The 24,435-nt window shown below is 56.5% G+C and carries 23 protein-coding genes; 7 read left to right on the forward strand and 16 right to left on the reverse strand.

Translation table 11 applies throughout. The annotated features are described in order from the left end of the window. Window positions 1-51 precede the first annotated feature (51 nt). From M8010_RS08030 to M8010_RS08040, 3 genes are read left to right on the forward strand one after another with little or no spacing between them, the layout of a single operon-like run. On the forward strand, window positions 52-777 hold the full coding sequence (locus M8010_RS08030) for a response regulator transcription factor (protein ID WP_250090261.1): 726 nt from the start codon (window positions 52-54) through the stop codon (window positions 775-777). A 1-nt stretch (window position 778) separates the two neighbouring features. Then, on the forward strand, window positions 779-2,416 hold the full coding sequence (locus M8010_RS08035; protein WP_250090264.1) for a FecR domain-containing protein: 1,638 nt from the start codon (window positions 779-781) through the stop codon (window positions 2,414-2,416). A 33-nt stretch (window positions 2,417-2,449) separates the two neighbouring features. After that, entirely contained in the window at window positions 2,450-5,026 is a 2,577-nt protein-coding gene (locus M8010_RS08040) for a CHASE2 domain-containing protein (RefSeq protein ID WP_250090265.1), read from the forward strand. Here the strand turns inward: M8010_RS08040 and M8010_RS08045 are convergent. Further along, entirely contained in the window at window positions 5,010-5,420 is a 411-nt protein-coding gene (locus M8010_RS08045) for a fibronectin type III domain-containing protein (protein ID WP_250090266.1), read from the reverse strand. The genes M8010_RS08040 and M8010_RS08045 overlap by 17 nt on opposite strands. A 210-nt stretch (window positions 5,421-5,630) precedes the next feature. Beyond that, window positions 5,631-6,251, reverse strand: a complete 621-nt coding sequence (locus M8010_RS08050) for a Crp/Fnr family transcriptional regulator (protein ID WP_250090268.1) — start codon at window positions 6,249-6,251, stop codon at window positions 5,631-5,633. A 126-nt stretch (window positions 6,252-6,377) separates the two neighbouring features. On the opposite strand from M8010_RS08050, the gene M8010_RS08055 reads away from it, so the two are divergent. Together M8010_RS08055 and M8010_RS08060 are read left to right on the forward strand one after the other, a co-directional pair. Beyond that, a complete protein-coding gene (locus M8010_RS08055) occupies window positions 6,378-6,566 on the forward strand; it encodes a YgaP family membrane protein (protein WP_250090269.1) in 189 nt (62 codons plus the stop codon). Between the two features lie 68 nt (window positions 6,567-6,634). Beyond that, a complete protein-coding gene (locus tag M8010_RS08060; RefSeq protein WP_250090270.1) occupies window positions 6,635-7,564 on the forward strand; it encodes a TerB family tellurite resistance protein in 930 nt (309 codons plus the stop codon). 16 nt (window positions 7,565-7,580) lie between these two features. Here M8010_RS08060 and M8010_RS08065 read toward each other — a convergent pair whose 3' ends face one another. The 11 genes from M8010_RS08065 to M8010_RS08115 form a co-directional block, all read right to left on the reverse strand. Continuing rightward, complete coding sequence (locus M8010_RS08065) at window positions 7,581-8,012, reverse strand: PAS domain-containing protein (protein WP_250090272.1); 432 nt, start codon at window positions 8,010-8,012, stop codon at window positions 7,581-7,583. 283 nt (window positions 8,013-8,295) lie between these two features. Next, on the reverse strand, window positions 8,296-10,947 hold the full coding sequence (locus M8010_RS08070; RefSeq protein WP_250090273.1) for an AAA family ATPase: 2,652 nt from the start codon (window positions 10,945-10,947) through the stop codon (window positions 8,296-8,298). Beyond that, window positions 10,944-12,065: a metallophosphoesterase family protein gene (locus tag M8010_RS08075; protein WP_250090275.1), complete on the reverse strand. Its 1,122-nt coding sequence runs from the start codon at window positions 12,063-12,065 to the stop codon at window positions 10,944-10,946. Before M8010_RS08075 ends, M8010_RS08070 begins: the two co-directional genes overlap by 4 nt. Window positions 12,066-12,103: 38 nt before the next feature. Then, entirely contained in the window at window positions 12,104-12,853 is a 750-nt protein-coding gene (locus tag M8010_RS08080; protein WP_250090276.1) for a CLCA_X family protein, read from the reverse strand. Between the two features lie 87 nt (window positions 12,854-12,940). Then, window positions 12,941-14,860: a PHA/PHB synthase family protein gene (locus M8010_RS08085; RefSeq protein WP_250090277.1), complete on the reverse strand. Its 1,920-nt coding sequence runs from the start codon at window positions 14,858-14,860 to the stop codon at window positions 12,941-12,943. 103 nt (window positions 14,861-14,963) lie between these two features. Beyond that, window positions 14,964-16,181 (reverse strand): polyhydroxyalkanoate depolymerase, encoded by a 1,218-nt coding sequence (locus M8010_RS08090; protein ID WP_250090279.1) that lies wholly within the window; start codon window positions 16,179-16,181, stop codon window positions 14,964-14,966. 407 nt (window positions 16,182-16,588) lie between these two features. Beyond that, window positions 16,589-18,220, reverse strand: a complete 1,632-nt coding sequence (locus M8010_RS08095) for a GMC family oxidoreductase (RefSeq protein WP_250090280.1) — start codon at window positions 18,218-18,220, stop codon at window positions 16,589-16,591. 54 nt (window positions 18,221-18,274) lie between these two features. Beyond that, a complete protein-coding gene (locus tag M8010_RS08100) occupies window positions 18,275-18,769 on the reverse strand; it encodes a universal stress protein (protein ID WP_250090281.1) in 495 nt (164 codons plus the stop codon). Window positions 18,770-18,999: 230 nt separating this feature from the next. Next, window positions 19,000-19,314: a non-heme iron oxygenase ferredoxin subunit gene (locus tag M8010_RS08105; protein WP_250090283.1), complete on the reverse strand. Its 315-nt coding sequence runs from the start codon at window positions 19,312-19,314 to the stop codon at window positions 19,000-19,002. After that, window positions 19,311-20,249 (reverse strand): fatty acid desaturase family protein, encoded by a 939-nt coding sequence (locus tag M8010_RS08110; protein ID WP_250090285.1) that lies wholly within the window; start codon window positions 20,247-20,249, stop codon window positions 19,311-19,313. The genes M8010_RS08105 and M8010_RS08110 overlap by 4 nt, the downstream gene beginning before the upstream one ends. A 312-nt stretch (window positions 20,250-20,561) precedes the next feature. After that, the gene (locus tag M8010_RS08115; protein WP_250090287.1) at window positions 20,562-20,945 is read right to left on the reverse strand and encodes a gamma-glutamylcyclotransferase family protein; all 384 of its coding nucleotides are present in this window, start codon (window positions 20,943-20,945) and stop codon (window positions 20,562-20,564) included. 94 nt (window positions 20,946-21,039) lie between these two features. Here M8010_RS08115 and M8010_RS08120 point away from each other — a divergent pair, with 94 nt between their 5' ends. Together M8010_RS08120 and M8010_RS20115 are read left to right on the forward strand one after the other, a co-directional pair. Further along, window positions 21,040-21,882: a DNA-3-methyladenine glycosylase family protein gene (locus tag M8010_RS08120; RefSeq protein ID WP_250090289.1), complete on the forward strand. Its 843-nt coding sequence runs from the start codon at window positions 21,040-21,042 to the stop codon at window positions 21,880-21,882. Continuing rightward, window positions 21,872-22,090 (forward strand): helix-turn-helix domain-containing protein, encoded by a 219-nt coding sequence (locus M8010_RS20115; protein ID WP_502846206.1) that lies wholly within the window; start codon window positions 21,872-21,874, stop codon window positions 22,088-22,090. Before M8010_RS08120 ends, M8010_RS20115 begins: the two co-directional genes overlap by 11 nt. Before the next feature lie 315 nt (window positions 22,091-22,405). Here M8010_RS20115 and M8010_RS08130 read toward each other — a convergent pair whose 3' ends face one another. Genes M8010_RS08130 through M8010_RS08140 form a run of 3 tightly spaced genes read right to left on the reverse strand, consistent with a single transcriptional unit; the run spans window position 22,406 to window position 23,871 of the window. Next, the gene (locus M8010_RS08130; RefSeq protein ID WP_250090290.1) at window positions 22,406-22,795 is read right to left on the reverse strand and encodes a hypothetical protein; all 390 of its coding nucleotides are present in this window, start codon (window positions 22,793-22,795) and stop codon (window positions 22,406-22,408) included. 15 nt (window positions 22,796-22,810) lie between these two features. Next, entirely contained in the window at window positions 22,811-23,269 is a 459-nt protein-coding gene (locus M8010_RS08135) for a hypothetical protein (RefSeq protein ID WP_250090292.1), read from the reverse strand. Window positions 23,270-23,307: 38 nt separating this feature from the next. Further along, the gene (locus M8010_RS08140) at window positions 23,308-23,871 is read right to left on the reverse strand and encodes a hypothetical protein (protein WP_250090294.1); all 564 of its coding nucleotides are present in this window, start codon (window positions 23,869-23,871) and stop codon (window positions 23,308-23,310) included. Window positions 23,872-24,435: the final 564 nt, after the last annotated feature.

Consider the following 24,435-nt stretch of genomic DNA (forward strand, 5'->3'; position numbering starts at 1 on the left):
GTGTCGAATTTGTAATAATGTTATGTGGTTTTTAATGTCCGGAGATCTTTAATGCGTATCGCTTTGCTTGAAGACGAAACTGAGCAGGCACAGCACATCCAGTCGATCCTGTCTGAACGGGGGCATCACTGTGACAGCTTTCCTTCGGGGCAATCGTTTCTGAGTGCCGTGCTTCACCGCAGTTACGACCTGCTGGTGATGGACTGGCAGATCCCCGACATGACCGGCATAGAAGTACTGGAACACGTGCGGGCCCAGCTTAACTGGCAGATACCGGTGGTGTTCCTGACACAGCGCGACAGCGAAGCCGATATCGTGCGGGCGCTGGACGCCGGTGCCGACGACTATCTCTCCAAGCCGGCCCGGGAAGCGGAGCTGGTGGCACGTATCAACGCCCTGGCCCGGCGGACGAACCCGGACAACGAAAAAGAAGTGCTGGTCTACGGCCCGTTCGAGATCAACACCCAGACACGGACCATTTCGCTTCATGGCGAGGTATTGACCCTAACCGACAAAGATTTCGACCTGACCCTGTTCCTGTTCCAGAACCAGGGCCGACTACTGACCCGGGAAATGCTGCTTGAGCGTGTCTGGGGCCTGGCGCGGGATATCAACACCCGTACCGTGGACACCCACATGAGCCGCCTGCGGCGCAGGCTCGGCCTGAACCCGGAGAACGGGTTCCGGATCAAGACCATCTACCAGCGGGGCTATCGCCTCGAAGCCATGAAGGCCATCGGCCCGGATGCACACGCAGTCGCTACGGAACAGGCCTGAAATGATTCGAGGCTCCACCCGCACTCTGGCTCATGTCATTCTGCTGCTGAGCAGTCTTTGGCTTGCGTGGCCTGCGCACGCCGAGCTGTCTGTTACCCGTGGCTCGCAACCGGCCAACACCCAGACCGAATCCGCTGCGGTTCCAGAATGGGTTTACACCGTTCGCCCGGGCGAAAGCTTCAGCGAACTTGCCGGCTCACTGCTTGCGCGCAACGTATCGGCAAACCGCCTGCTTCAACACAATGGCATCGACAACCCGGCCACGGTAGGCAGCGGAGATACCCTGCGAATTCCCCTGGCCTGGCTTCAGCGCCAGCCAGATCCTGCGCGAGTCCGCTCTGTTGCCGGCCAGGTACAGCTGATTTCCGGGAGCGATAGCAGCAAGCGCCCGCTGGGCAGCGACATGCTGGTGCGGGTTGGTGATGAAATAATCTCCCACTCCGGCACCGCCACGGTGGAACTGGCGGACGGCTCGATCGTAAGGATTTCTCCGAATTCACGCCTGGCGTTCAACAGGTTGACCCAATACGGCAAATCCGGCATGGTCGATACCAGGCTACGCCTGGATCGCGGCGAAATCGAAACCCAGGTAAAGCCGGTGATTGAAGGCGGCTCCCGCTTCGAGATCGAAACACCCTCGGCGGTTGCCGCAGTCAGGGGCACCATGTTTACCCTGAGAACCGCGCCTGGCAAAACCGACCTCAGGGTTACCGAAGGCGAAGTTTCGTTTGGCCCACCCGGCAAAACCCGTCGAATTCCCGCCGGTTACAGTGCCAGTGTTTCCACGGTTGGCGTTGGCAACATGAGCATTCGCCAGCTCCCCCCTGCACCTGCCATCAATCCGTTTCCGCCCCAGCTGAAACAGTTGCCCGCGGCGCTTAGCTGGCAACCCAGTGGTGCCAGTGCGCATCGGGTAGACATTTTCGATGCCGACTCCGGCCGCTGGATGGACAGCCGCCGGGTAGAGGGTGGCCGTTTCAACATCGACCTGCTGGACAACGGCAACTACGAGATTCACCTGGCAGCGCTCGACAGTCGAGGCATTGCGGGCATGCCCGGCATTCTGAATGTAGAAGTTGACCTGCAGGCACAAACCGCCACTCTGGAGCAACCAGAGGCCGGTGCTAACGTGAACGACGACATGCCGGAATTCCGCTGGCAGGTTCATGGCGAAAACGAAGTGGCGCGGGTAGAAATTGCTGCAGACAAGGACTTCGCCAACCTGGTGGCCACCAGTGAATGGGCACCAGACCAGAACGCACTGCCCTCACGCCCGCTTTCACCGGGGCAGTATTATTGGCGCGTGGTAACTGAAGCCGGCGGCAATTCAGTTGCCACCAGTGAAACCCGCTCATTGGTGGTTAATGGCACTTTGCCACCGGTGCGCATTATCAGCGTGAACTACGTGGACAGCCAGGTCAGGGTGTTCTGGCAGAAGGTGGAAACCGCGTCAGAATATCGTCTGCAGCTGTCTGAAGAGCCCCGTTTCAACAACATAATCAAAGAGGCTACCCTCGCAGATACCACGGCGGCCTTGCGCCTGATTCCCGGAAGACGGTATTTTGTGCGCCTTAAAGCCCTTTCTGACGGACCTCTTGAAAGCCGTTGGGGACCAGGGAGGGAATTGTTTCTGGAATAATCCATTGCACCTTGATATCCGAAAGCAGGCCTCATGACCCGGAACTGGTTTCCAATAAAAATAACCCCGTGGACACTCGGCCTGCCACTTCTGACCATACTGCTTTTACTGCAGACTACCTCTATTCCCCAGCGGCTGGATTTCTGGCTCTATGACACCCTGACTACCGCCAACCCGGCAGAAGCCTCTGAAGACGTTGTTCTCGTTGCCATCGACGAACAGAGTATGGACCGCCTCGGTCGCTGGCCCTGGCCGCGGACCACCCACGCACGGCTCATCGAAAAGCTTCATCAGGCCGGGGCAAAAACCATCGTTTTCGATATCCTGTTCCCCGAAGCGTCCCTGGACGATCCCGAACTGGCGACAGCCATGCGCAAACACGGCAACGTTATCCTGCCACTGCACCTGTCGCCGCCCTCCAGCAATTACCTGATCAGCGAACAGCTACCCGTATTGGAACTGGCAGACGCCGCATCAGCGCTCGGGCATGCCCATGTGGAGCTGGATGAAGACGGCCTGGCGCGGGGAATATACCTGCTGAACGGGCTTGGCGACCAGCTATGGCCAAGCCTGGCGCTGGCCGCTTCCGGAAAAACATGGCCAGCCAGTGAGCCGGCTGAAATAGCGCCCTACACCAATGTAAGACAGCATTACAGGGCCATTCCATTAGCCGGTGGCGCCGGTACGCTGCCGTCCTATTCCTACACCGAGATACTGGAACGCCCACCCGCACCGGAAGCCTTCCGGGACAAAACCGTTTTTGTTGGCGCCACGGCGCCAGGCTTTGGCGACATCCTGCCCACGCCTTTCTCGGGGCTGCATCAACCCATGCCGGGCGTGGAATTCCATGCCAACAACTACGCGGCAATAGTTCAGGGTGACCTGATCTCGAAAGTTTCAGTCACCAAGGCCGTTGGGCTTGCCATTCTTGTCATTATTATCCTGGCCATTGCCCTACCCCGCATGAGACCCGCACGGACCATTCTCCTGTGCCTGGCATGCATGGGGGCACTAATTGCGACACACGCATTCCTGCTGCTTTACGCGCGGATGTGGCTGCCGATTTCCCATGCCGCCATCATCCCGCTACTGGCATTGCCAGTGTCCAGTGCGCTCCGGCTGGCCATGACCAACCGCTTCCTCAACCGGCAACTGGACGAACTGGCGAGAGGGCCCACGATGACCCTCCAGGAGCCCTCACGCAGGCATCCACCTCAACTGCTCAGCCACTTTCAGGCGCTGTTCCAGCCCGAAGGCTGGCTACTTGCCGAAGGCGATGAGGTGATTACCGCGTACGGGCTGACCAAATCCGACATTCCGCCACTGGAGAACCCCGGCGAATGGATTCATATCGGCGGCCACAGCTGGATCAGCCTGATCCGCGGCGGCTCGACCTACAAGCTGGGCCTGAAGCTCTCCAACGACCTGAGCCGGGAAGCCACTCAGCGATACCTTCGCCGCCTGCCGCTGACAGCTATCAATACGCCAACCGGCCAGCCCCGACCAAGAGAGAACATATCGGCCCGCATCGAACGCGTACGGCTTGCCACAGAGCGCATGAGCCAGATGCAGAAGTTCATACGCCGCAGTTTCGAGCGTATGCCCGACGGCATCATCGTTACCGACGAGCTGGGTGTAATCCGGTTTGCCAACGGCCATATCGAGGAATGGTTTCAAGAGCCCATGCCCAGCCTGAATGGTATGCCCCTGGCCCGGCTTCTCGAGGGGCATGACCCGAGAGAAACCCCGCCCTGGCACGAAACCGTCTCCGAGACGCTGACCCTGACACAGAGCCGCACGGTGGACCTGCGCATTCGCAACAAGGACTTCCTGATCCACTTTGCGCCATTCTCTCTGCCGGACAGCGATCAGAGCGGCATTATTGCCAACATCTCCGACATTTCCGAACTGCGTGAGCAACAACGCCAGCACCGGGAGGCCATCGACTTTATCTCTCACGACGTACGCTCACCCCTTGTGTCGCAGCTGGCGCTGATTGAACAACTGAAAAGAAACCAGGGCCAGATAGAACCGGAACAACTGGATCAACTCGGCAGGCTGGCGCGGCGCAGTTACCATCTGGCCGAAGAGTTTGTGCAACTGGCCAGGGCCGAACAGCTGACGGAAACCCGCTTCTACGAATGCGAGTTTCTGGCCATTGTGGAAAACGCCAGAGACAGTGTCAGCGAGCAGGCGGCAGAGAAAGGCATCCAGTTGATACTGCAGGGAACAGAAGACCTGTGGTTAAAGGGCAATGCGGAGTTGTTGGAACGTGCGGTCATCAACCTTCTGACCAATGCAGTGCAGTACAGCCCGCCTGATTCCACCATCAATATCCAGGTGTTCCAGGCCGGCCATCAGGCATGCCTTACCGTCAGTGACGAAGGCGAAGGCATTGCCCCGGAAGAGCTGCCGCACCTGTTCGATCGGTACCGGCGCCAGAAAAGCAGCGAGCTTTCCGGCAATCATGGCACCGGTCTCGGGCTTTCGTTCGTCAACGTGGTGGTGGAGAAACATCGCGGCCAGATTCAGGTCCATTCCCGCCTGGGAGAAGGCTCGGCCTTCACCCTGAAACTGCCGGTAACGCACCCCATCAGATCGTTTTACTGACCTGCTCCGAAGGCGCACTTACCAGACCATCAATATCTTCCACCTGGATCGTAAAGTACCAGGTACCATTTTCCAGGTTGTCGATGGTGTAATCCATCACATTGGCGTCATCAATGCGTACCGTTTCTGAAAGCTCATCCGGATTCTTGCCGTAGCTGATCACATACCCGGACAGCTCACCCATCTTGATACCTTCCCCGTTCGCACGGGTTGCCGGCGCATTCCAGCTCAGTGATGCCGAACGCTCGGCAGACTGCTGAACTTGAACAGGCTGCTGCCCCTGGGCAGAACTCGTGCCAGAGCTGTCTGAAGAACCGCCCCCACAGCCAGTAAGCACGATTCCCATTAAAAACGCGGCGATCCATGCCTTTGACACTTTAATGACGCGTTTCATAATTCTTTTACACCAATAATTCGTCGAGTTTGTGAAATTATATAAAACGACGGCGAGTATCAATGTGAATAGCGTCATCATGCCAGTTAATAAATCGTCAATATTTCGACAGTTAAGTAATTAATTAACGGAAAGCACTGATGAGCGGGCAATTTCTTGCCCGGGAGGGAATAAACCAGTGGGGAAATTTAATACGAAAGTATGAGGGGGTTAGAGAAGCAAACCTGTGACTTCGATCCTCCCCCGGGACAGTTTGACCATATCGCGCCTTTCCAGCTCCTTCAGCAAGCGGCTTACCACTTCCCTGGCAGTCCCAAGCTCCACAGCCAACTCCTGATGGGTAATCACCACCGGCCCGCGGGCAGCGCGGCCCAGAAGCCACTCTTCAAGCCGTTTATCCATGCGGCGAAAAGCGACCTCCTCAACCAACAGCATGAGATCATCCAGCCGGCGGCCGTATGACTCCATGATCCCAAGCCGGAACCCGGCTGACTGGTCCATCAACCGGTCAAACACGCCACGGGGAATCATCACCGCATCCGCCGCCTCCTCTACCACGGCCTCGGCGCGGTAGGCCCGGCCAGTCATCAGGCAGCCGATAGACAGCGTGCAGATGTCGTCCGCATCCATACGGTACAAAACAATGCTGTGCCCGGAGACACCCGTCATCTGAACCTTGACCCTGCCACCCAATACCAACGGCAGCCCCTGGCAATGCTGCCCGGCGCTGAACAGAATCTGCCCGGGCGGAAACTGCATCACACGGGATTTTTCCAAAGCTTCCTTACGGAGGGTGTCATTCAGACTGTCGAGAATGCTGTGGCGAGGCATCAAACCTGATCCTGTCTGTTAGCAATTGTGGGTTTTGTGGGTTGAATGTGACTTTATCACTGAAGGTAAGAGTGGTGCTGCTCTAAGATCAAGTCATCACCGAAAGTCACCAAAGGAGATTGAGAAATGACCAAAAACATGGGAACTGCAGACCGCACCGTACGGGCAATCGTTGGCGTTGTATTGCTGGCGCTGGTGTTCGTAGGGCCACAGACAGCCTGGGGCTGGATAGGCATCATCCCGCTGGCAACGGCACTGATGGGTAACTGCCCGGCTTATTCGCTGATCGGGGTCAGAACCTGCAAGAAGCAGTAGACATACAAACGCAAAAAGGCAGATCATAATCCCCGAATCTGCCTTTTTTGCGTTAAGGAACAGGGAACATGGCTCAATTCGAATCCAGCGACGGCATGCAAGATGTCCAGGCCGTTGTTCGAGACCCTCTGCGGTTCAAGCTGAAACTCGACATTGGTGACCAGGCCTATTCCTCCCTGCGCCTGAAGAAACATCTCCTGGATAGCGTTGATGCCGCGAACGGAGCGGCCACCGGCTTCATCTTCGCAAAATCATCCCTGGTCGCATCCACATTTTTCGCACCTTCTGGATTTCTCGGTGCACTGGGTATCGGAACCGCCGTTACCCCGGTGGGCTGGGCGATAGGCGCAGGGGTAGCCGGCGCAGGCCTGAGCCTGATCATCGGCAAGCGCTTTGTAAGAGGCTCCTCTGACCGCGTAAAACAGATCCCCGACTTCATCAATACGCCGATGGATGTCCTGGCTACCGGGCTCTTCGACATGATTGCGACTCTGGGGGTAAAGCTTGCCGAAATTGATGGCGAGTTCGTCCAGCAAGAGCGCGACTTCATCACAAGCTATTTTGTCGACGAGTGGGGGTATGACCCGCTCTTCGTTCAACAAGGCCTGAAGCTGATAGAAGAACAGTCAGATCAGCACTCGATCGAAGAAATCACCGAACAATTGGCTCGCTTCAAGAAAGCCAACCCGGATTGCAATTATCGCTCCATGTCGAGAGAGATCATCACCTTCCTGAATGGCATCGCCGAAGCCGACGGCTACCTGGATAAGCGCGAAGAAATGGCGGCCGAGAAGGTGGAAGCCATATTCGAAGAGATCAATTCCATCACCACGACCATCTCAGAGTCAGCCAGGGCTCGCGTGGAGCAGGTCTCCCGTTACGGTAAATCCACGCTTAACGGAATCGGCTCAGGGCTCACTACAACCAGGAAAGGATTGCAGCGAATAAAGGCTCAGTCCCGTGAGAAGCTGTCGCGGCTGCGGTCGAAGGACCAGTGAACCACGCTCTGCCAAACTATTGCGTTACAACATTGTTCACTAGCACGATAATCCGCTTCACAATGCCTTGGTCAGAAACCACCGGTAAATAACGAGCGTCTAGCCACACCTGTTGCCCGTCGGCATTAATGTTGGAGAAACGCCCTTCTTTAACGTTGCCGGTTACCAGCTCCCTCCAGAACACAATGTATTCCTCGCTGCGCGAATAATCGCTGTCACAGAGAACCCGATGATGCTTGCCGATTAGCTGATCCCTCTGATACCCGAGCATATCCAGGAAAACATCGTTAACCTTGTCCACAAGACCATCCCGCGTGAGCACCAACAGCGCCACGGACCTTTCGATGGCCTGGAAATCCGCCTCCAGCTCCATTACCCGGTTTTCAGTCGCCTCGAGCTTTTCCAGGGCAGCCTGTAATTCTTGCTTTCTCTTGTTCAGGAACGACATCTGACAGCCTATTGGAGAATTTTAAATAGTCGCACGTTGCTTACTAGGAAGCACAACAGCTCATCGTCTAGAAACGCATGATCGATGTGGGCATCGATAACGCCCTGCGATGTCGCCGTTGTCAGTTGTTGATATGTTTGTTGCTGACAGGGCCTGATATTGTGGTGCCAAAACCCTTCGCTGCGGAGGTCGAAGGATTCCGAGGGGGCCATTCTCCGTTGATTTCGCAATCAAAGCCCCATCAACTTTCAGCAAATACTATCTATAAACCCATGTTTACTTTCTACACCAGGTTAGCAGAACCCTGCTCTTTCATCGCCTGAATATCCCTGGGCACCACACCCAGGTCACTCCACTTCTCCGGATGGCAGGTAAACAACAGGATCTGATGTCGGTTCGCAGCATCGAAGAGGATACGCTTCATGTCTTCCAGGCGGTCTGTGTCGGTGTGTACCAGGGTGTCGTCGAGTATCACCAGCGTGGGCCTTCCGGCTTCCTGGAGCAGGTCGGCGTAGGCCAGGCGGCTGATCAGGCCCATCTGTTCGCGGGCACCGAAGCTTAACTCGGCGATCTGTCCCAGTTCGGTTCCCCGGGTGAATGTGCCAGGCCTCAGTTGTTCATCCACTTCCAGGGTAGCTTGCGGGAACAGCAGGGAGAGGTAGTGGTCCAGGTGTTTTTGCAGAGGTGCCTGCAGGCGGCGGGTCAGGGCCTGTCGTTTGTCGGTCAGCAGGGTTAGCAGCAGGTCCAGGGCCTGGGCGCGGCGGTGCAGTTCCTGGTAGCGGCGATTGCATTGCTCCAGCTCGGCCCTTTTCTCGTTGAGTTGTTCTTCCAGGCCTTCGGCGCCCCAGGCTTCCAGCCTTATCTGTATATCCCGCAGTTCCCGCTGGCGTTCTTCCTGGGTCTGGCGCAGGTTGCTGATGCTGCGCTGGTAGCGTTCGATGTCCTGCCTGAGAATGGCAGGGCGGGCTTCTTTTATCTCCTGGTCACGGGCTTGCAAGGAAGCTTCCAGGCGGCCCTGCTTCTGTTCAATGTCGGCCAGTTCCGTCGATAGCTTCTGCAGTTGTTTCTGATGCTCCGGGTTGTGCACTTCGTCCTGCAACTGCTGCCATTCGGCCTGGGCGTTGTCGCGAGTCTGGTGGCGGGTCAGCAGTTCGGTCTGGTGCTTGCGATCCTCCGCCTCGGCCTCGGCCAGCCGGGCTTCGGCTTTGGTGCGCGCGGCTTCTGCTGATGCAGCGTCGGTTACCGGTGCTTGCTGGCCCGGCTGCGGGCTGTTCTGCAGTTCGGTTTTTGCTGTCTGCAGTTGGGCGTCGGTTTCTTTCTGCTCCGCCTGAAGCTGTTCAGTCCCCACAGGGGCCACGGACTTGAGCAATTCGCGGGATTGTTGCAGCGCTCGCTCGGCAGCTTCATAAGCGGTCAGCCGCTGCTCTGCCTGCTGGGTGGAGTCCACAGTCAGGGTTTTCATCTGCTCAGCCAGGCTCTGTTCAAGGGTGGAGAGTTTGCGCCGGGTACTGGCCAGGTCCTCGCCACCGGGGGTGATGCCCAGTGTGCCCACGCCCGGGATCACCAGGCTGGATTCCTCAAGCAGTTGTTTCTCGCCCTGCCCCTCCAGGGGTTCGCCATCCAGCGCCGGTTTTGCGCCCGGTTCCAGTTGCCAGGTCAATCGGGTGGCGATGGTTTGCGAGCGGATGGTTGCTTCGTTCAGTTGTTGCTCGGTGTTCTTCAGGACTTTCACGGCCTGGGCATCAATCTGGTTCTGCCGCGCCTGTTCTCTGGCCTGATCCAGAGCTTGCTGATGCTTCTTTGCGGTCTCCAGGTTCTGGGTCAGCGTCTGGTTCTGTTGCTCAAGCCGGCGAATGTCCTGCTCCAGCCTGGCGCGGGCTTGCTGCAGGCGAGCCTGGTCGACCTGTTTTGTGGCGGTTTCGTAGGCGGCTTTTGCTTCTTTAACGGCGCTGCTGATGGACGGGCTGCGTGCCTCGGCCTGCTCCAGTTCCCGCCGGGCTTTATCCAGTTCGGTTTTGCGCGCCTTCAGTTTTTTGTTCAGGTTCTCCAGCTGTTCCCGGTTCTGCCGCAACAGTTGCTGGTTGCGCTGAAGGTGATCCAGGGTTTCTTTTTCCCGGGCCTGTTCCTGCTCCAGTTTCTCGACTTGGCGGTAACGCTCTTTCGCCTGCTCAAGCTGACGCTCGGCTTCTTCCCAGGGGCGTTCCTTCTCGGTGCGTTCGTAGTCCTGGGCCAGTTTGCCCAGCCGGTCTACCTGCTCCTGGTATTTCTGCACGCGGCCCTGCAGTAGGTCGATTTCCTGCTGGTGTTCTTGCCGTTCTTTTTCCAGTTTCTGGTAATCACCCCGGGGTTTACCGGTGGGCGTGAACAGTTCACCCCAACGGGCTTTGACCTGTTCGATCAGTTCGTCGCCCCCGGTACTGGCCACTTCGCCGACCAGGGAATTGAGCGCGGATTTGAGGTGGTCACCGGCGTGCTCCACTGCCTGTTCGATGTTCTGCCCGGTACCCTGCTCCACCCACAGCAGGCCCGGCACACCCCAGTGCTCGGGTTTGCTGACCCCCTTGGCAGAGAACTGGAAGCCCAGCAGTTCCGCGAGTTTTTCTTCGGCCTCGTCTTCGCTGTAGCTGTCCGAGTCGATCTGCAGGTCACAACGCTTGCGCTGGAGAAAGCTTTTGACCAGATGCCAGGACTTCTGCTGGGCCTCGAAGTCCAGGGTGATGGTTGGCGCGGCGGCAGAGTCGCCCCAGGGACGAAGGTCATCCACGGAACTGGTGCGATAGCGTTCAAAGAAGGCGGCGCGGATTGCCCTTACCAGCGTACTCTTGCCGGATTCATTGGGGCCGTGAATCAGGTTCAGGCCGGGCTGCAGGTTGTCCATCACAAACGGCTGCCGGAACTGGCGAAGCTGCTCCACCTGGAGTCGACGGAGTTTCATTCGCTGGCCTCCTGTTTCCGATCTTTCAGCAAGCCGGCCAGAATGGCGAGTGCGTCCCGCGCGGCCTCCGCGTTGTCGTCCTGTTGGCGGGTTCGCAGATGCTCGATCACTTCCCCGACATAGCCATCGGCTTTGAGTGCGGCAATGTCGTCGTCGGTGGGCTCAAGCTGTAATCCGCTGCGGTCACACTGGATACTGCGGAACCTGGCCTCGGCGACGGACAACGCATCAACCAGCTTTTCCTCGCCGGCCAGGGTAACGGAGCCTTCCAGGCGAAGATCCACCACGGAAGGCTCCGGCAATGCCTGCAACCTGTTCAGCAACTGGTCCAGATCGGATTCCACAGCCAGGGTTTCGCGCCACTGGTGCCATTGGTAGCGGGCGGTTTCCACCGGGGTTACCTCCGGCGCAGCCCCGGGTTCCGGCAGGTTGACGATCAGTGCAAAGCCGGCGCCGTTGTTGCGGAACCGCTCCGGTTCCGGCGTGCCGCTGTACCAGGTGCGCGAATCAATCTGCTTGGTGCCGTGCCAGTCCCCGAGGGCAAGGTAATCCAGCCGTGCGGTTTCCGCCCGGTTGCCCAGGATGGGATTGGTGGAGTCGATTTCTTCGGGCAGTAGCCCTTGTACGCTGCCATGGGCGAGGCCAACCCGGGCCAGGCCTTCCGGAGTTTCGGTGGTGTTGAAGATTTCGGTGAGGTCGCCGTAGGTGTTGCGTTGCGTCAAAGGGGCACAGAGCACGGCCAGGCCTTGCGTGACCAGGCTGATCACTCCCGGCTCAAGCGCGAGATGGACATTGTCAGGTACGGCACCCAGGCGCTCGGCCCTGGTCCAGACGCTTTCCGCCAGTGCCGCGTCGTGGTTCCCAGGCAGAATCACCCAGGGGCCGGTAAATGCCCTGGTGGCGTTGAAGACACGGCGGATGGTCCGGTCGGAAACGGTCTGCGCATCAAAGACATCCCCGGCCACCAGCACGGCATCGCACTGGTACTCATTGGCCAGCTGTGCGAGCTTTTCAATGGCTTCAAAGCGGGCCTCAACCAGGGCCGCCCCGTCTTCTGTTTCGAAGCGGCTGAACGCCCGCCCCATCTGCCAGTCTGCCGTGTGTAAAAACTTGGGCATACCACTTTCCCTGGATTAGTGCGAAACCGAGGGCAATTCTAGCCGGCTTTGGTCTGTTCCCGAAACAGCGCGGCGCCCAATGCCTGGAAATAGTCGTGAAAGGCGTCATTAATTCGTTGCCGTTGGGCGCCCTCCGGATACAGCCCTGATTCGGCCTCATCGGAGTTCAGCGTACCGCGCACCAGGAAGCTGTTCCGGGGCTGACAATCTTCAACAAAAGCTTCGAAAGCGCGGGCACAGAGTTCTTCCGGCCGGGCGTAGTAAAGCACTTTCAACGCTGCATCGGCTTTTTGGGAGGCGCGGAACAGTGGGCTGGGGGCGGTGCCGTCTTCGTTCAGCAGGATGGCCTGAAAACAGGCATTCAGCCGCTGGTTGAGGGGGTGCTCTTTCTGGTTTGCGCTGCGTAACCAACCACTGGAGGCAAAGCCGTGCTTTTCCAGCTTCCGGAATGCCTTGCTTCCCATGTAGTGATCAAAAGCGTGGAACCATTCGTGGGCGAGGCTGCCGGCGCCGGCGTTCTTGGCGAGGGCCAGTTGTCGGGTCGCGGGAATGTAGTGGGCCGCGACACCCGGCTGGCCACCAATGCCGTATTGCAGGCCTAGGGTGCCGCGCAGAGATATCAGGACTTCCGGCCCCCGCAGGATAGCCATCAGGTCACACAAGGCGCGTTGAAACCTGCCTGCGGCCCTGTCCCGTTCCTGCGGCGTTACCCAGCGACCAACCTCGATACTGCGAAACTCGAACTGACGCCTCACCGTCACAAAAGAAACCGGGCTTTGCCCTATCATGACCATCCTCCCGCTTGAGCGCGTAAAAGCGCCCACCCCAGAATACTGTTTAAACGTACAGTATTCTGGGGATCAACAAGCAGTGGGTCAACCTGTTTTGGCGGGTTTTCGGCTTCTCTGGCTTTGCGGAGATTTCCCGGCAGCCACCTTGCGGGGTGTTCGTTTGGCCGCCGTGGCTTTGGGTTTGCGTGGCTGGGGTGCTTTCGGAGCCGGCTCATTGCGAACATAAGAGCCTGGCGCGGGCTCAATGATTGGCAATTCACCCTCTCCCGGTGTTCTCGCAGGCACTTCACCGCCACTGTACTGCTCTGCCCACTCGACCCAGTCGGGCCACCAGGAGCCTTCGAATTCTTGGGCTCCGCTCAGCCACTCATCCGGTGGCAGATCGGTGTTTTCGTTGATCCGGTAACCGTATTTCTTCTTCTCGGGCGGGTTGATGATGCCCGCAATATGCCCGGAGCCACCCAGCACAAAGCGAACCGGCCCACCCAGATAGCGTGATCCTTTGTAACAGGACTTCCAGAGTGCAATGTGGTCCTCAATGGCGGAGGCAAAATAGGCAGGAACCTTCACCCGGGAAAGATCAATCGGCGTTCCGGCAAGGGTGATGCCCCCGGGTTGACCCAGGCGATTCTCAAGGTACATGTTTCGCAGGTAAAAACTGTGCATGGCGCCGGGCAGCCGGGTGCAGTCGGTGTTCCAGTGCAACAGATCAAAGGGCGGTGTTTCGCGGCCCAGCAGGTAATTGTTGATATAGAAGGACCAGAGCAGGCTGTTGGCGCGCAACATGCTGAATGCCGTACCCATGGACGGGCCATCAAGATAGCCCTGCTTCTTCATGGCTTTTTCCATCTTGCTGATCATGTCTTCATCAATGAAGACCCCGATATCACCAACGTCTGAAAAGTCCAACAGACTGTTGAAGAAAGTGGCGCTCTTCACCCGATCGTCGCCGCGGGCTGCCAACCACGCAAGCGCGCAACCCAGCAATGTTCCGCCAATGCAATAACCGACGGCGTTGACCTCGCTTTCACCGGTGGCTCTCTGAACGGCATCAAGCGCGGCTACCGGGCCCTCGAGCATGTAGTCCTCGAATCCCTTGTTGGCATGCTCCTTTCCGGGGTTAACCCAGGAAATGACAAAGACTGTGTGGCCTTTTTCGACCCAGTAGCGGATGAACGATTTTTTCGCACCCAGGTCCAGAATGTAATATTTGTTGATCCAGGGCGGCACCACAAGGAGCGGCCTGCGGTGCACGGTCTCGGTGGTTGGCCGGTACTGGATAAGCTGCATCAGGTCATTCTGGTAGATGACATCGCCGGGTGTATCAGCCAGATTCTTGCCGACTTCAAAGGCCGCCGGATCCGACATTCTGAAGAAGATCTGGCCGTCGGCGTCGTCGATATCCCGCAGGAAATTGGCAAAACCACGCACCAGGTTACGCCCCCTGGTGTCTATTGTCGTTCTCAGAACCTCGGGGTTGGTCAGAACAAAGTTGCTAGGTGACAGAGCTGCGGTGACCTGGCTGGTAAAGAAACGCACTTTGTGGCGGTCATGCTCGCTGAGCCCACGGACATCTTCAATGGTGTCCATGATCCAACGATCCGACATCAGGTAAGCCTGCTGGAGAAAGTTGAAATAGGCGCGGTCGGTCCAGGCAATGTCCTTGAAGCGGCCATCGCCTCGTTCAGGTGCGGCCGCTCGCATAGGCTCCCGGCTGATCAGGCTCATTACCGCACCACCACCCAGAATGGCGGTATTCTGTATCAGACGCATCTGGGATGTAATGATAGCGTCAGGCTGGGTGGCAAATTTTGCGGTAAACCGAACGAAGGGTTTGGCCATGCTTTTGAGGCTAACCGGGTTGGGCCGGCCGCCTTTCAGGCGCCTGAGCACCGAGCGCGTGATCAAATGGGTACCGTGGCGCCCTGCACTGACTAAAGATTTGCGAACATCAAGAGATTCTTCATCGCCACTGGATTGTGACTTTACAGACTTGGTTGACATGGATGTTTTCCCCGGCTTAACACCACTGCATTATTGTTAAAAAGACTAATTTCAACTTAGCAGAGGGAAGCCGGGGCAACAAGAAACCTGAGCGCGGATGCGTTCAGGCGTTACGAATGAATTTCTGCAGCCTGGGAGCAATCTCCTCGCGCCAGCGACGGCCGTTGAACGTGCCGTAATGGCCAACACCGGGCTGCAAGTGGTGCACCCGGCGGTCGTCGGGAACATTGGTGCAGAGCTTGTGGGCCGCGCGGGTCTGGCCGGGGCTGGAAATGTCGTCTTTTTCGCCCTCGATGGTCATTAACGCCGTTTTCTCGATAGCGCCGGGGTCTACCAGTCTGCCTCGGTGTTTGAAACAGCCCCTTGCCAGATGGAACTCCTTGAAGACCCGTTCAATGGTATCCAGGTAGTAGGCGTCAGGAAGGTCCATGACCGCCAGATATTCGTCGTAAAACTCCTGATGGCGGGTAACCTCTTCTGAGTCATCATCCCGAATCGACCTGAACAGTCCTCGATAAGCGTCCAGGTGGCGGTCGAAGTTCATATTGATGAACCCCGTCAATTGCAGGAAGCCCGGATAAACCTTGCGCATAGTGCCCGGGTAAGGCGCCGGTACGGTATGGATCAGGTTGCGTTTGAACCAGGACAGCTTGTGTTTGCTGGCCAGCTCGCAGGGTTCGGTAGGGTCGACGCGCCCATCCACCGGGCCGCTCATCAGGGCAAGGGAACGGGGTGCAGAGGGATGATTATCCTGCGCCATCAGGGCAGTAGCCGCCAGCACCGGCACTACCGGCTGGCAGACCGCCAGCACGTGCGTATCAGGGCCGATGTGGTTAATAAAATCAATGACATAATCGATGTAGTCGTCGAGACCGAAATTACCTTCCGAAATCGGCACCATACAGGCATCACGCCAATCGGTGATATAAACGTCATGCTCCGGCAACATCGCTTCAACGGTGCCCCTGAGAAGCGATGCAAAGTGGCCAGAAAGCGGCGCCACGATCAACAACTTGGGGTCATCCGGGCGGTCAACATTGCGCTGGAAATGCTTCAACTGGCAGAAAGACTTGCGCTTGACGATGGTTTCGTTGACCAGAACCGTCTCACCATCACAAACCGTTGTATCGAGGTTAAAAGCGGGCTTGGGATAACGCTTGGTTAAATCCTCGAATACATTGAGGGCCGAGGCAATACTGCGGGTTCCCGGAACGCGGGACCAGGGGTTCAGCCGGTGGCGGAGCACGTTGCTCTGGGCGCCAGCCAGTATACGTGCCGGTGTCAGGGCGACGCGACTCAATTCGTGGGCAAGGTACATCATAGTGCTGATTATCCTGAGTGAATTCTGCTGGTCCGTACTTACGCTGCTACTCCACTCCTTTGGATACTGGCTCTCCGGGATTGCCGAGCCAGTCAATCTGGACAAGACCTACATCTTACGCCTGTTTTTTGATCAATGCGAAAGAGCTGCGTTACCTTCTGTTAACTGCCCCCTGTTCGCTCATGCCTTGCGCTGCCGCCAGGGCGTGCCGTTGCAGGTAGGGAAATTCGAGCAGTCCCGGACACAGCCACGGCAGGGAAGACGGTGGGAGGACTGCGATTCTTTGGTGGGCTGAGGCTGTGACATGGATTACCTCTTGAACTGGTCTGATTTTCAGTAAATACGGCCAGGCTGGCTGTTTGGACGTTAATACGGCAAATTGCGAACATCCCTGTTTGTTTATAGCGTTATTTTTGTTCGCTCGCTATATGGCCCGCGCGAATGGCGTCGGCGATTTTTTCGGCAATCATAATGGTCGGGGCGTTGGTATTTCCGCCAACCAGCGTGGGCATCACCGATGCGTCCACCACACGCAGCCCCTCGAGCCCTCTTACTTTCAAATCCGGATCAACCACGGCCAGGTCGTCTACACCCATTTTGCAGGTGCCTACAGGGTGGTAGATTGTATCGGCCCGTGCGCGGATATGCCGGGCCCATTCGTCATCACTCATGTCGTTATGAATACCGAACATTTCTGACTGCCGATACGGGGCCAGCGGCGCTGCTTCCAGAATATCGCGCGTTATTTTCGCACCCTTGATGGTCAATTCCAGATCGGCCTGGCCAGACAGGTAATTCGGGTCGATAGCCGGCTCCGCCATGGGATCCGCGCTGCGGAGGAAAACGCGCCCACGGGATTTTGGCCGCAGGTTACATACGTGGCAGCTGAAGCCATGCCCCCAGTGCAGCTTACGGGCATGATCTTCCACAATAGACACCACGAAATGAAGCTGCAGATCCGGCTTGTCCAACCCGGGATCAGACTTCAAAAATGCCGCACCCTCCGCAAAAGGCGACGCTACCATACCGGTTCCATCTTTTCGCCATTGCAGGGAATGGCTGAGCATGTTCTTCATTCCCTTGAGGCTGAAACCGAAATTGTCTGTATCTGCAGATTTGTAGGCCAGGATGAAATCGAGATGATCCTGCAGGTTCTGTCCAACGCCCGGCAACTCGTGAACCATGGGAATGCCATGTGGCTCGATATCGTCCGGGCGGCCCACGCCGGAAAGTTGCAGTAGCTGCGGTGACCCAAAAGCGCCAGCGGCAACAATTATCTCCCGGTGCGCCGAAGCATTCAGCGTTTGTCCTTTGAGACGATATTCAACGCCTACCGCGCGCTTACCATTAAAAACAATTCGAGTAGCCCGTGCATCGGTGACTACTTTCAGGTTGCTTCGCTGTTCCATGACTGGATACAGATACGCGGAGGCGGTTGAGCAGCGTTCACCGTTGCGGTCGCTGTCATGATATTGAGTCACCTCGTAAAGGCCGACGCCCTCATTATCGCCCGTATTGAAATCGTCGGTTGCTGGATAACCACGCTCTTTCGCAGCTTCGACAAAGGCCTCTGAAATAGGCCTGGGAGATCGCTGCTTACAGACATGGAGTGGGCCTTCAGCTCCGTGACTTTCATTGCCGCCGTTTTCATGACATTCCGCTTTGCGGAAGTATGGCAACACATCGTTCCAGCCCCAGCCCTGACACCCGAGTTCGGCCCAGCCATCATAATCCGCCCGGTGACCACGAACATACAGCATGGCATTGATCAGGCTGGAGCCACCCAACCCTCGCCCTCTCGGCTGAAATCCACGGCGATCATTCAGCTCAGGCTGTTTTTCGGTGTTAAAGGCCCAGTTATTGATTTTGCCATGGCCCGGCATCAGTGCCACCACGCCGGCCGGCGCACGTGTCAGTACATGATCGCCCTTACCACCCGCTTCCAACAGACAGACACTGACATCAGGGTCCTCACTTAGTCGTGCCGCCATAACGGCGCCCGCCGATCCACCACCGACAATTACGTAGTCGAAAATCATAAAGTCCTATTTTGTGGTTATTTCACCGTATTCTGGATGGCCCAACGCTCTTACTCAGGAACCATCCAGAGGCACGATTAGCACCGGACGCTTGGAGTGAGTCAGCGTCTTGGTCGCGGTAGAACCGATCAGCGCCTGCCCTAGCGCGTTGTGCTTGCGGGTTCCCATAACGATCAGATCGGCATTCATCTCATCGCCGACTTCAAGGATTTTACGCCAGGGCACGCCTTCCTCGATACGCGACTCAATGTTCTTCAGGCTAGACGCATCTCGCTCTTCCAGTTCTTCCTCGCAAAAGCGCTCTATCCGCTCTCGAATCTTGACGTTCAACGCCTCAACGCCCCTGTGCAGCAACTCGTCGAGCTTCTCTTCCTCCATCACGTTATTGAGCAAAGTACGGGTGGTAGACGACAAGGATTCGATCACGTGCAGGTAAGTGACCTGAGCATCAGGATAGTGGCGACACAGGCTGACCGCTGCACGGAATGCCGGACGCGAACCCTGATCAAGATCGGAGACGTACAGAATCTTTCTAATATCTTGAAGCATCATTCTTCTCCTCTATTCCCTCGGGGAAAGGTAAGGTTGTACCGCTCCGTGGTAAGGCAAATCCGGCAAAAACAGTGCAATCAGCGCCGAACACGCAATATCGGTGCACCAGGACGGGATAATACCCTTTGAAGATAGTGCCCGTTTTGACATCTCGCAATTTTGCACTGAGTGCAAAGACCTGAGCCTCGCGAACTTCCCCCGTGGCGCAATCAATGACCTGATCGGCATCAGATTCGGATCTGAACCTTCCCGTCCCGCACCCGCACCTCAAGCACCCGCATCGCCCGTGTCGCGGGCGCAACGGCGGGCCTTCCGTCGCGAACGTCAAAGGCCCCCTGATGCAACGGGCATTCGATGACATGATCGTCGAAATAGCCGTCGCACAGATCGGCCCCACCATGGGTGCAAAGCGGAAGCGAGGCATAGATCCCGCTGGGCGTGTCATAGACGGCGATGGTCCGCCGTCCGACCTGGACCCGCGTGACCCAGTTCTTCTCCAGCTTTTCCACCGCGATCACGTCGCACCATGGCTTGTCGGTCATGCCCGCGCCTCGTGAATCTGACGCAGGATATCCGTATGCGCGCCGAGATAGCCACGCGGCTCGACATGAATTTGTTCGCGCAGCTTCTCGTGAAGGCGTGGCAGGGCATGGTAGGGAACCGGGGGTACATAGTGATGTTCGGCGTGGTAGTTCATGTTCCAGCACAGGAACCTCCACGGGGCCGAGACGAGATTGGTGCGGGTGTTTTCACTCATCTGCGCCACGGTCGGGCGCCCCACATGTTCCGTCATCCTGATGAAACGCATCACCGGTTCACCGAGGAATAGCGGAATGATCCAATACCAGATCAGCCCCCACCAACCGGTGACAGCCATGCCTGCAAAAATCAGCGCGTATATTCCCAGCATCATCCTCGCATCCCGGTAGACCGAGGCATGTTCCTCCTTCGGGATAAAGCGCTTTTCGGCGTCTGAAAGCCGCGCCATGGCGTGGTGCGTAACCTCGGTGAACTTGGCTTTCCAGTAGGGCATCGAGGACAGATAGAGCAAGTATTCGCCATAGGTTTTTGGCTGCGGGATCAGCTCTGGGTCCTGGCCAGCAAGCTGCGTGTAGGTGTGATGGTCGCAATGCTCATATCGAAAGAAGCGGTGCGGCAGCATGATAATCAGCCCGCAGATCTGCCCGACGATATTGTTCAGTTTGCGGGTGCGGAACACGGTGTAATGCACGCATTCATGTTGCAGCGAGAAATGATGCACCAGCACGATACCCTGCAGGAACATGGCGGGCCAGATCAGCCAGCTGTCCCACGCAAGCGTGATCAGCGTGGTGGTTCCGGCCAGCAACAACACCCACAGTACCAATCGGCGCAGCGCGGGCCCGTCGGAGCGTTGCATGAAGGATTTCAGTTCGTCCCGGGTCAGCTTGCCCTCTTCAAGCGCCTGGGTCAGTGGCGTGGTAATGCCTTGTGTCATCGTTGATACTCCATCAGCCTCCGCGCTGTCGAAGGGGTTTTTTCACATGTCGGGCCTGGCTGATTTCATCCTTCAAATAGGCCCCAACAGCCTTGACCGCCACTGGAAACTCTGGCCCCACAGCGGCGATAGAGCGTTTCATGCCGGTGGGTAGCGTGCAGCTGATCGTCTGCCAGCCCCTCGGTCATGGCGGCCTTGGCGATTGGGGCATGACATCATCCTGATGGTTTTTAATTCGTCGATTTTCGAATCATGGCCTGAGTTTAAAGGGCATACAATGGCCATCAGGGCCTATTCCATAAATCTGCCCACTTATGAAATCGGCCAGCCACCCCACCGTATTTCCGGCAGGCCGGTAACGTCGCCGTTGTAAAGATAGACCCAGGCCAGCCCGAAATCGGTTTCCATCTGACGGCGATCGTAGTCGCCGAGATGGGGCGACTGAGGATTGTAGTCTTCCAGTTCATCCAGGCCCGCAAACACCTGCTCGGACACATCATAGACCTCTACCTCAATGCCCTCGCTGGAACGCAGCATGGCACCCGGGTAAGGGCCAAGGTCGCAGAGACAGATCTGGCTGAGCTGGCACCGGCCTACAAAGTGCGAGCCTGCTAAAACCTGGTGGTTTGATTGGCCTTTTTTGAGGGTGCCGTAGACGCCTACCCTGGTTAACGAAGCGCGATGCTGACTGTTCAAAACGTCACCCGTTCTTCCATAAGTTCGCCACCTCTTGCAGAATCTTTACAGCCGCGACGCAATCACCCTCTCGCAAATTGGAGCCGCGCCCGACATGAAACCCTATACCGATTTCCTGGCTTTAGAAAAGCCCTTCAGTCTGCAACTGACCGTGGAAAGCCACGGATGGTGCCAGCTTGCGCCCTGGCACTGGGACGGAAAGCGCCTGGAACGCAGAGCAAGAATCGAAGGCAACAAGGAATGGATTCGCGTCCAGCAAGCGTCGCCACATCATCTCAGCATCGAAACATCGTCATCAAACACCGCCGGCGTAAAAACCCTGGTTTCCCGCTGGCTGCACCTGGACTGGGACCCCACGAACTTCCTGGCGCTTTGCGAGGCCAATGACCCGGCTGTCGGCCAATTTATCCATTACGGTGGTGGCCGGTTTCTCCGGGGTGACACCTTCTACGAAGACCTGATCAAAACCATCTGCACCATCAACACAACATGGCAACAGACCAAGGCGATGGTTGGCCATCTCGTTTCGGTGGGTGGCGGCCTATTCCCCCAGCCCCACGAAATCCTGGACACGGATCCCGAACGGTTGGCGAAAGAGTGCAAGCTTGGTTTCAGGGCCAGAACCGTTGCCAACGTGACCGCCCGATTGCTGGACGACGATGTAATCAACCCGGAAGGTTCCGCCTGTGAACATCGGGTGACCTATGACTACCTGGTATCCCTGAAGGGCATCGGACCCTACTCAGCAGCACACGTGATGATGCTTTTGAGGGATTTTTCGACTGTCCCTGTGGACTCGGAAGTCAGCGCCTACCTTCGGGAGCGGGGCCTTGACCCGAAGGACGCCCAGGAGGCGTTCCAGCATTGGGGGGAGTATCGGTTTCTTGGATATAAGCTGAGGCGGATTGTGGATCGGGAGAACTGGATTGGGGATTGATGATTACAATGGCCTTGCAGTCACTGGCCGACAGGTTGACCATGGCAAACAGTCGCGATGCCATCTCGTTCGGCTGATGGGCGAGCGAAAAATGACGATCGTGGACGTTGCCAGAGAGACAGGACTTAACAGGAATACTGTCACCCTGCTCTACAAAGAAACAGCGCAAAGGATAGACCTGGAAGCTACTGAGAAACCCTGCAGATAATTTGAATGCGAGGTGGGAGACCTGCTCGAGTTGCAAGAAGATCATTGAGCAGACGAGATGGTTAAAGGGCCACTGTCATTGAATCAACATATTTTGCCGCAGTTTTTGCTCCATCGCTTGACCCGTCGCGGACCACCCTACTTCTTTGCTATGACCACAAAGCGGACCTTTTCAGATAGGGGCCTGCCCAATCCGCTATTCGGAAACAAAGCACGCTGAGGTCGCAAAGCGAACGTTCAGGTTTGGGGATAAAGCCTTTGATAGGCCGCCGGGGACGAAGCGCCGCAGTAGTCCAGAACGAACTGCAACGACTGGTTAGGCAGCTTCATTGCGCCGAAGCATGCGATCGATGATGTAACCAATTACCCCGCCCACCCCGATCGGCACAAGCGCGTAGACTGGGATAATCACCAGTGCGATCGGAGCATTTGGGTTCGTACTCAAATCCAGTGTTCCATGCGACCAAGCTAAATAGCCGAAACCAAGTAAGCATGGCGCGATCAGCGAAGCAAGCCGTTTATACCTAAAGCTGATAGCAAGGATGGCGCCCCAGGCAATGGCATTCAAGACACTGAATAAAACCCAGCCAGCCAGACCGGCATCAGTATACTGCTCAAGCCATTCAGCGCCCCGAGGCACGCGCGCCAGATAGGGTAGGAAGATCCCGAATACCACCAGCAGAAGGCGAGCTTTGATCATGGTCATATTGAGTGCCCAACGTCAGAACGGCAACACTTGCAACAGCGGGATTACAAAACTTCGATCATTGAGCAGAATACTTAAACTGAAGCGATCTTCCTGCATGAGCCGGTTTCGCACGCCGGCCGTGGTGTAGTTCGGCGACATGGATAGTACATAGTCCCCTGTCCGCTCGGGAACGAACTCAAAGTCGCGGTTGCGATAGGGTGCCATCTCGTTATCGGAATAAAGCTGAACTTCATCCGGCGTTTCTAACGACCAAGACAGGGCAACCTCGTAGTTCTCACGAGCGGAGTTACCGGTGTTGATAATCAGCCGGTGAGGAACACCCAACTCTTTGATCGGCACGATCACAGTCGTGCTCTCAGTCAGTGCCCCATGATCGGAATAGACCTTGTCACCCCTAAGGTAAACGAAATCTGCCAGTGCGGCTGCGCCCAATGACAGGGCGAGCAGAAAACAAATGAGCTTTGATTTCATGGTGCGGACTCCCAAGAAATAGTCTCAGAACGAATGCTTTATCGAAGCGCATCGTAAATAAGGGGGTAGGTTTTGACGACTCTCTGCGCAGGCAGTTTATGCTCTCCCTGGAAGACTTCTCCATTCAAAATCAAGTCATACTTGATTAGAACATACCATCCTTCGTAACAAAGCACTGGTTCCAGCTGCTCCGAATCATAGGCCTGCTGACCCTGCTGCCAAAAGCCCTCTGTGAAGGCTTTCATCAACACCATAGGTTCCTGGCCGGGGAATTCATAGGAAAAGTTTCTGACAAGAATGGATTCGATATTCGGATTCGGCCCTGCAACAGTGCCTGTCGCTCTCACGTAAAATTGGAAGTAAACGGATTGTGGCGCTTTGTAGCTTCTGAAAATAAACGGTATGTGAGTTTGGGTTTCCGGGAACCAGGATGAAAACGTCGAGATGACCAGCTCGTTTTCTTCATCCAGCGCAAAAACGTGTTCAGCGTATTCATATTTGGAAAATCGAGCGCAGCTAGTCACAGATACAGCAAGCAGCGTGAGCAGGGCCAGCCTGATCAGGAAGCCTCTGTATTGAGCACGCATCTGCAAAATTGACAAAGCTGACCACCTTCATCAGTTGGAAACTCAATTAAAACTCGCTCCTCACAGCAATAAAAGTGAACAATTCACAGGATTCGTTATTATTAAGCTTGATGCACCTGTGCATTAACGAGGCACAGGTCGCAAAGCGGACATTCAGATTTAGGGTTAACGCGGAGCGAAGTGGCGGCCCGTCAGGGGCGTCCGCCTTGCGCGAATTGTTAAATTTTCAGCCACGGAAGTGTTTCGACTGGTCCGTAGATGTATTCATCACTGAGGCAACATTGCGTGCACCCGCTGGGGCCGTAGATATACTCACCCTCATGGATATAGTATTGAGTATATCCAGAGGGGCTGTAAATAAACTCTCCTCTGTCTACATAGCACTGGGTATAGCCCTTTGGGCCGTATATATAGCCTTTACTATCAATATAAAAAGAACTCGATGGTTGGCTCCTTTGGACTTAGGCATCAGTGGCTCAAGGTGAAAAGACAAGGTAGTGATCAGGCTAACTCCCAAGGAAGATCTCGTCGGCCGTGAACTGGTTTCAAAACACCGGTGTACCTCAGCTTTTGAGCAGC

The sequence above is a fragment of the Marinobacter sp. ATCH36 genome, from assembly GCF_023555055.1.
Taxonomy (GTDB): Bacteria; Pseudomonadota; Gammaproteobacteria; order Pseudomonadales; family Oleiphilaceae; genus Marinobacter.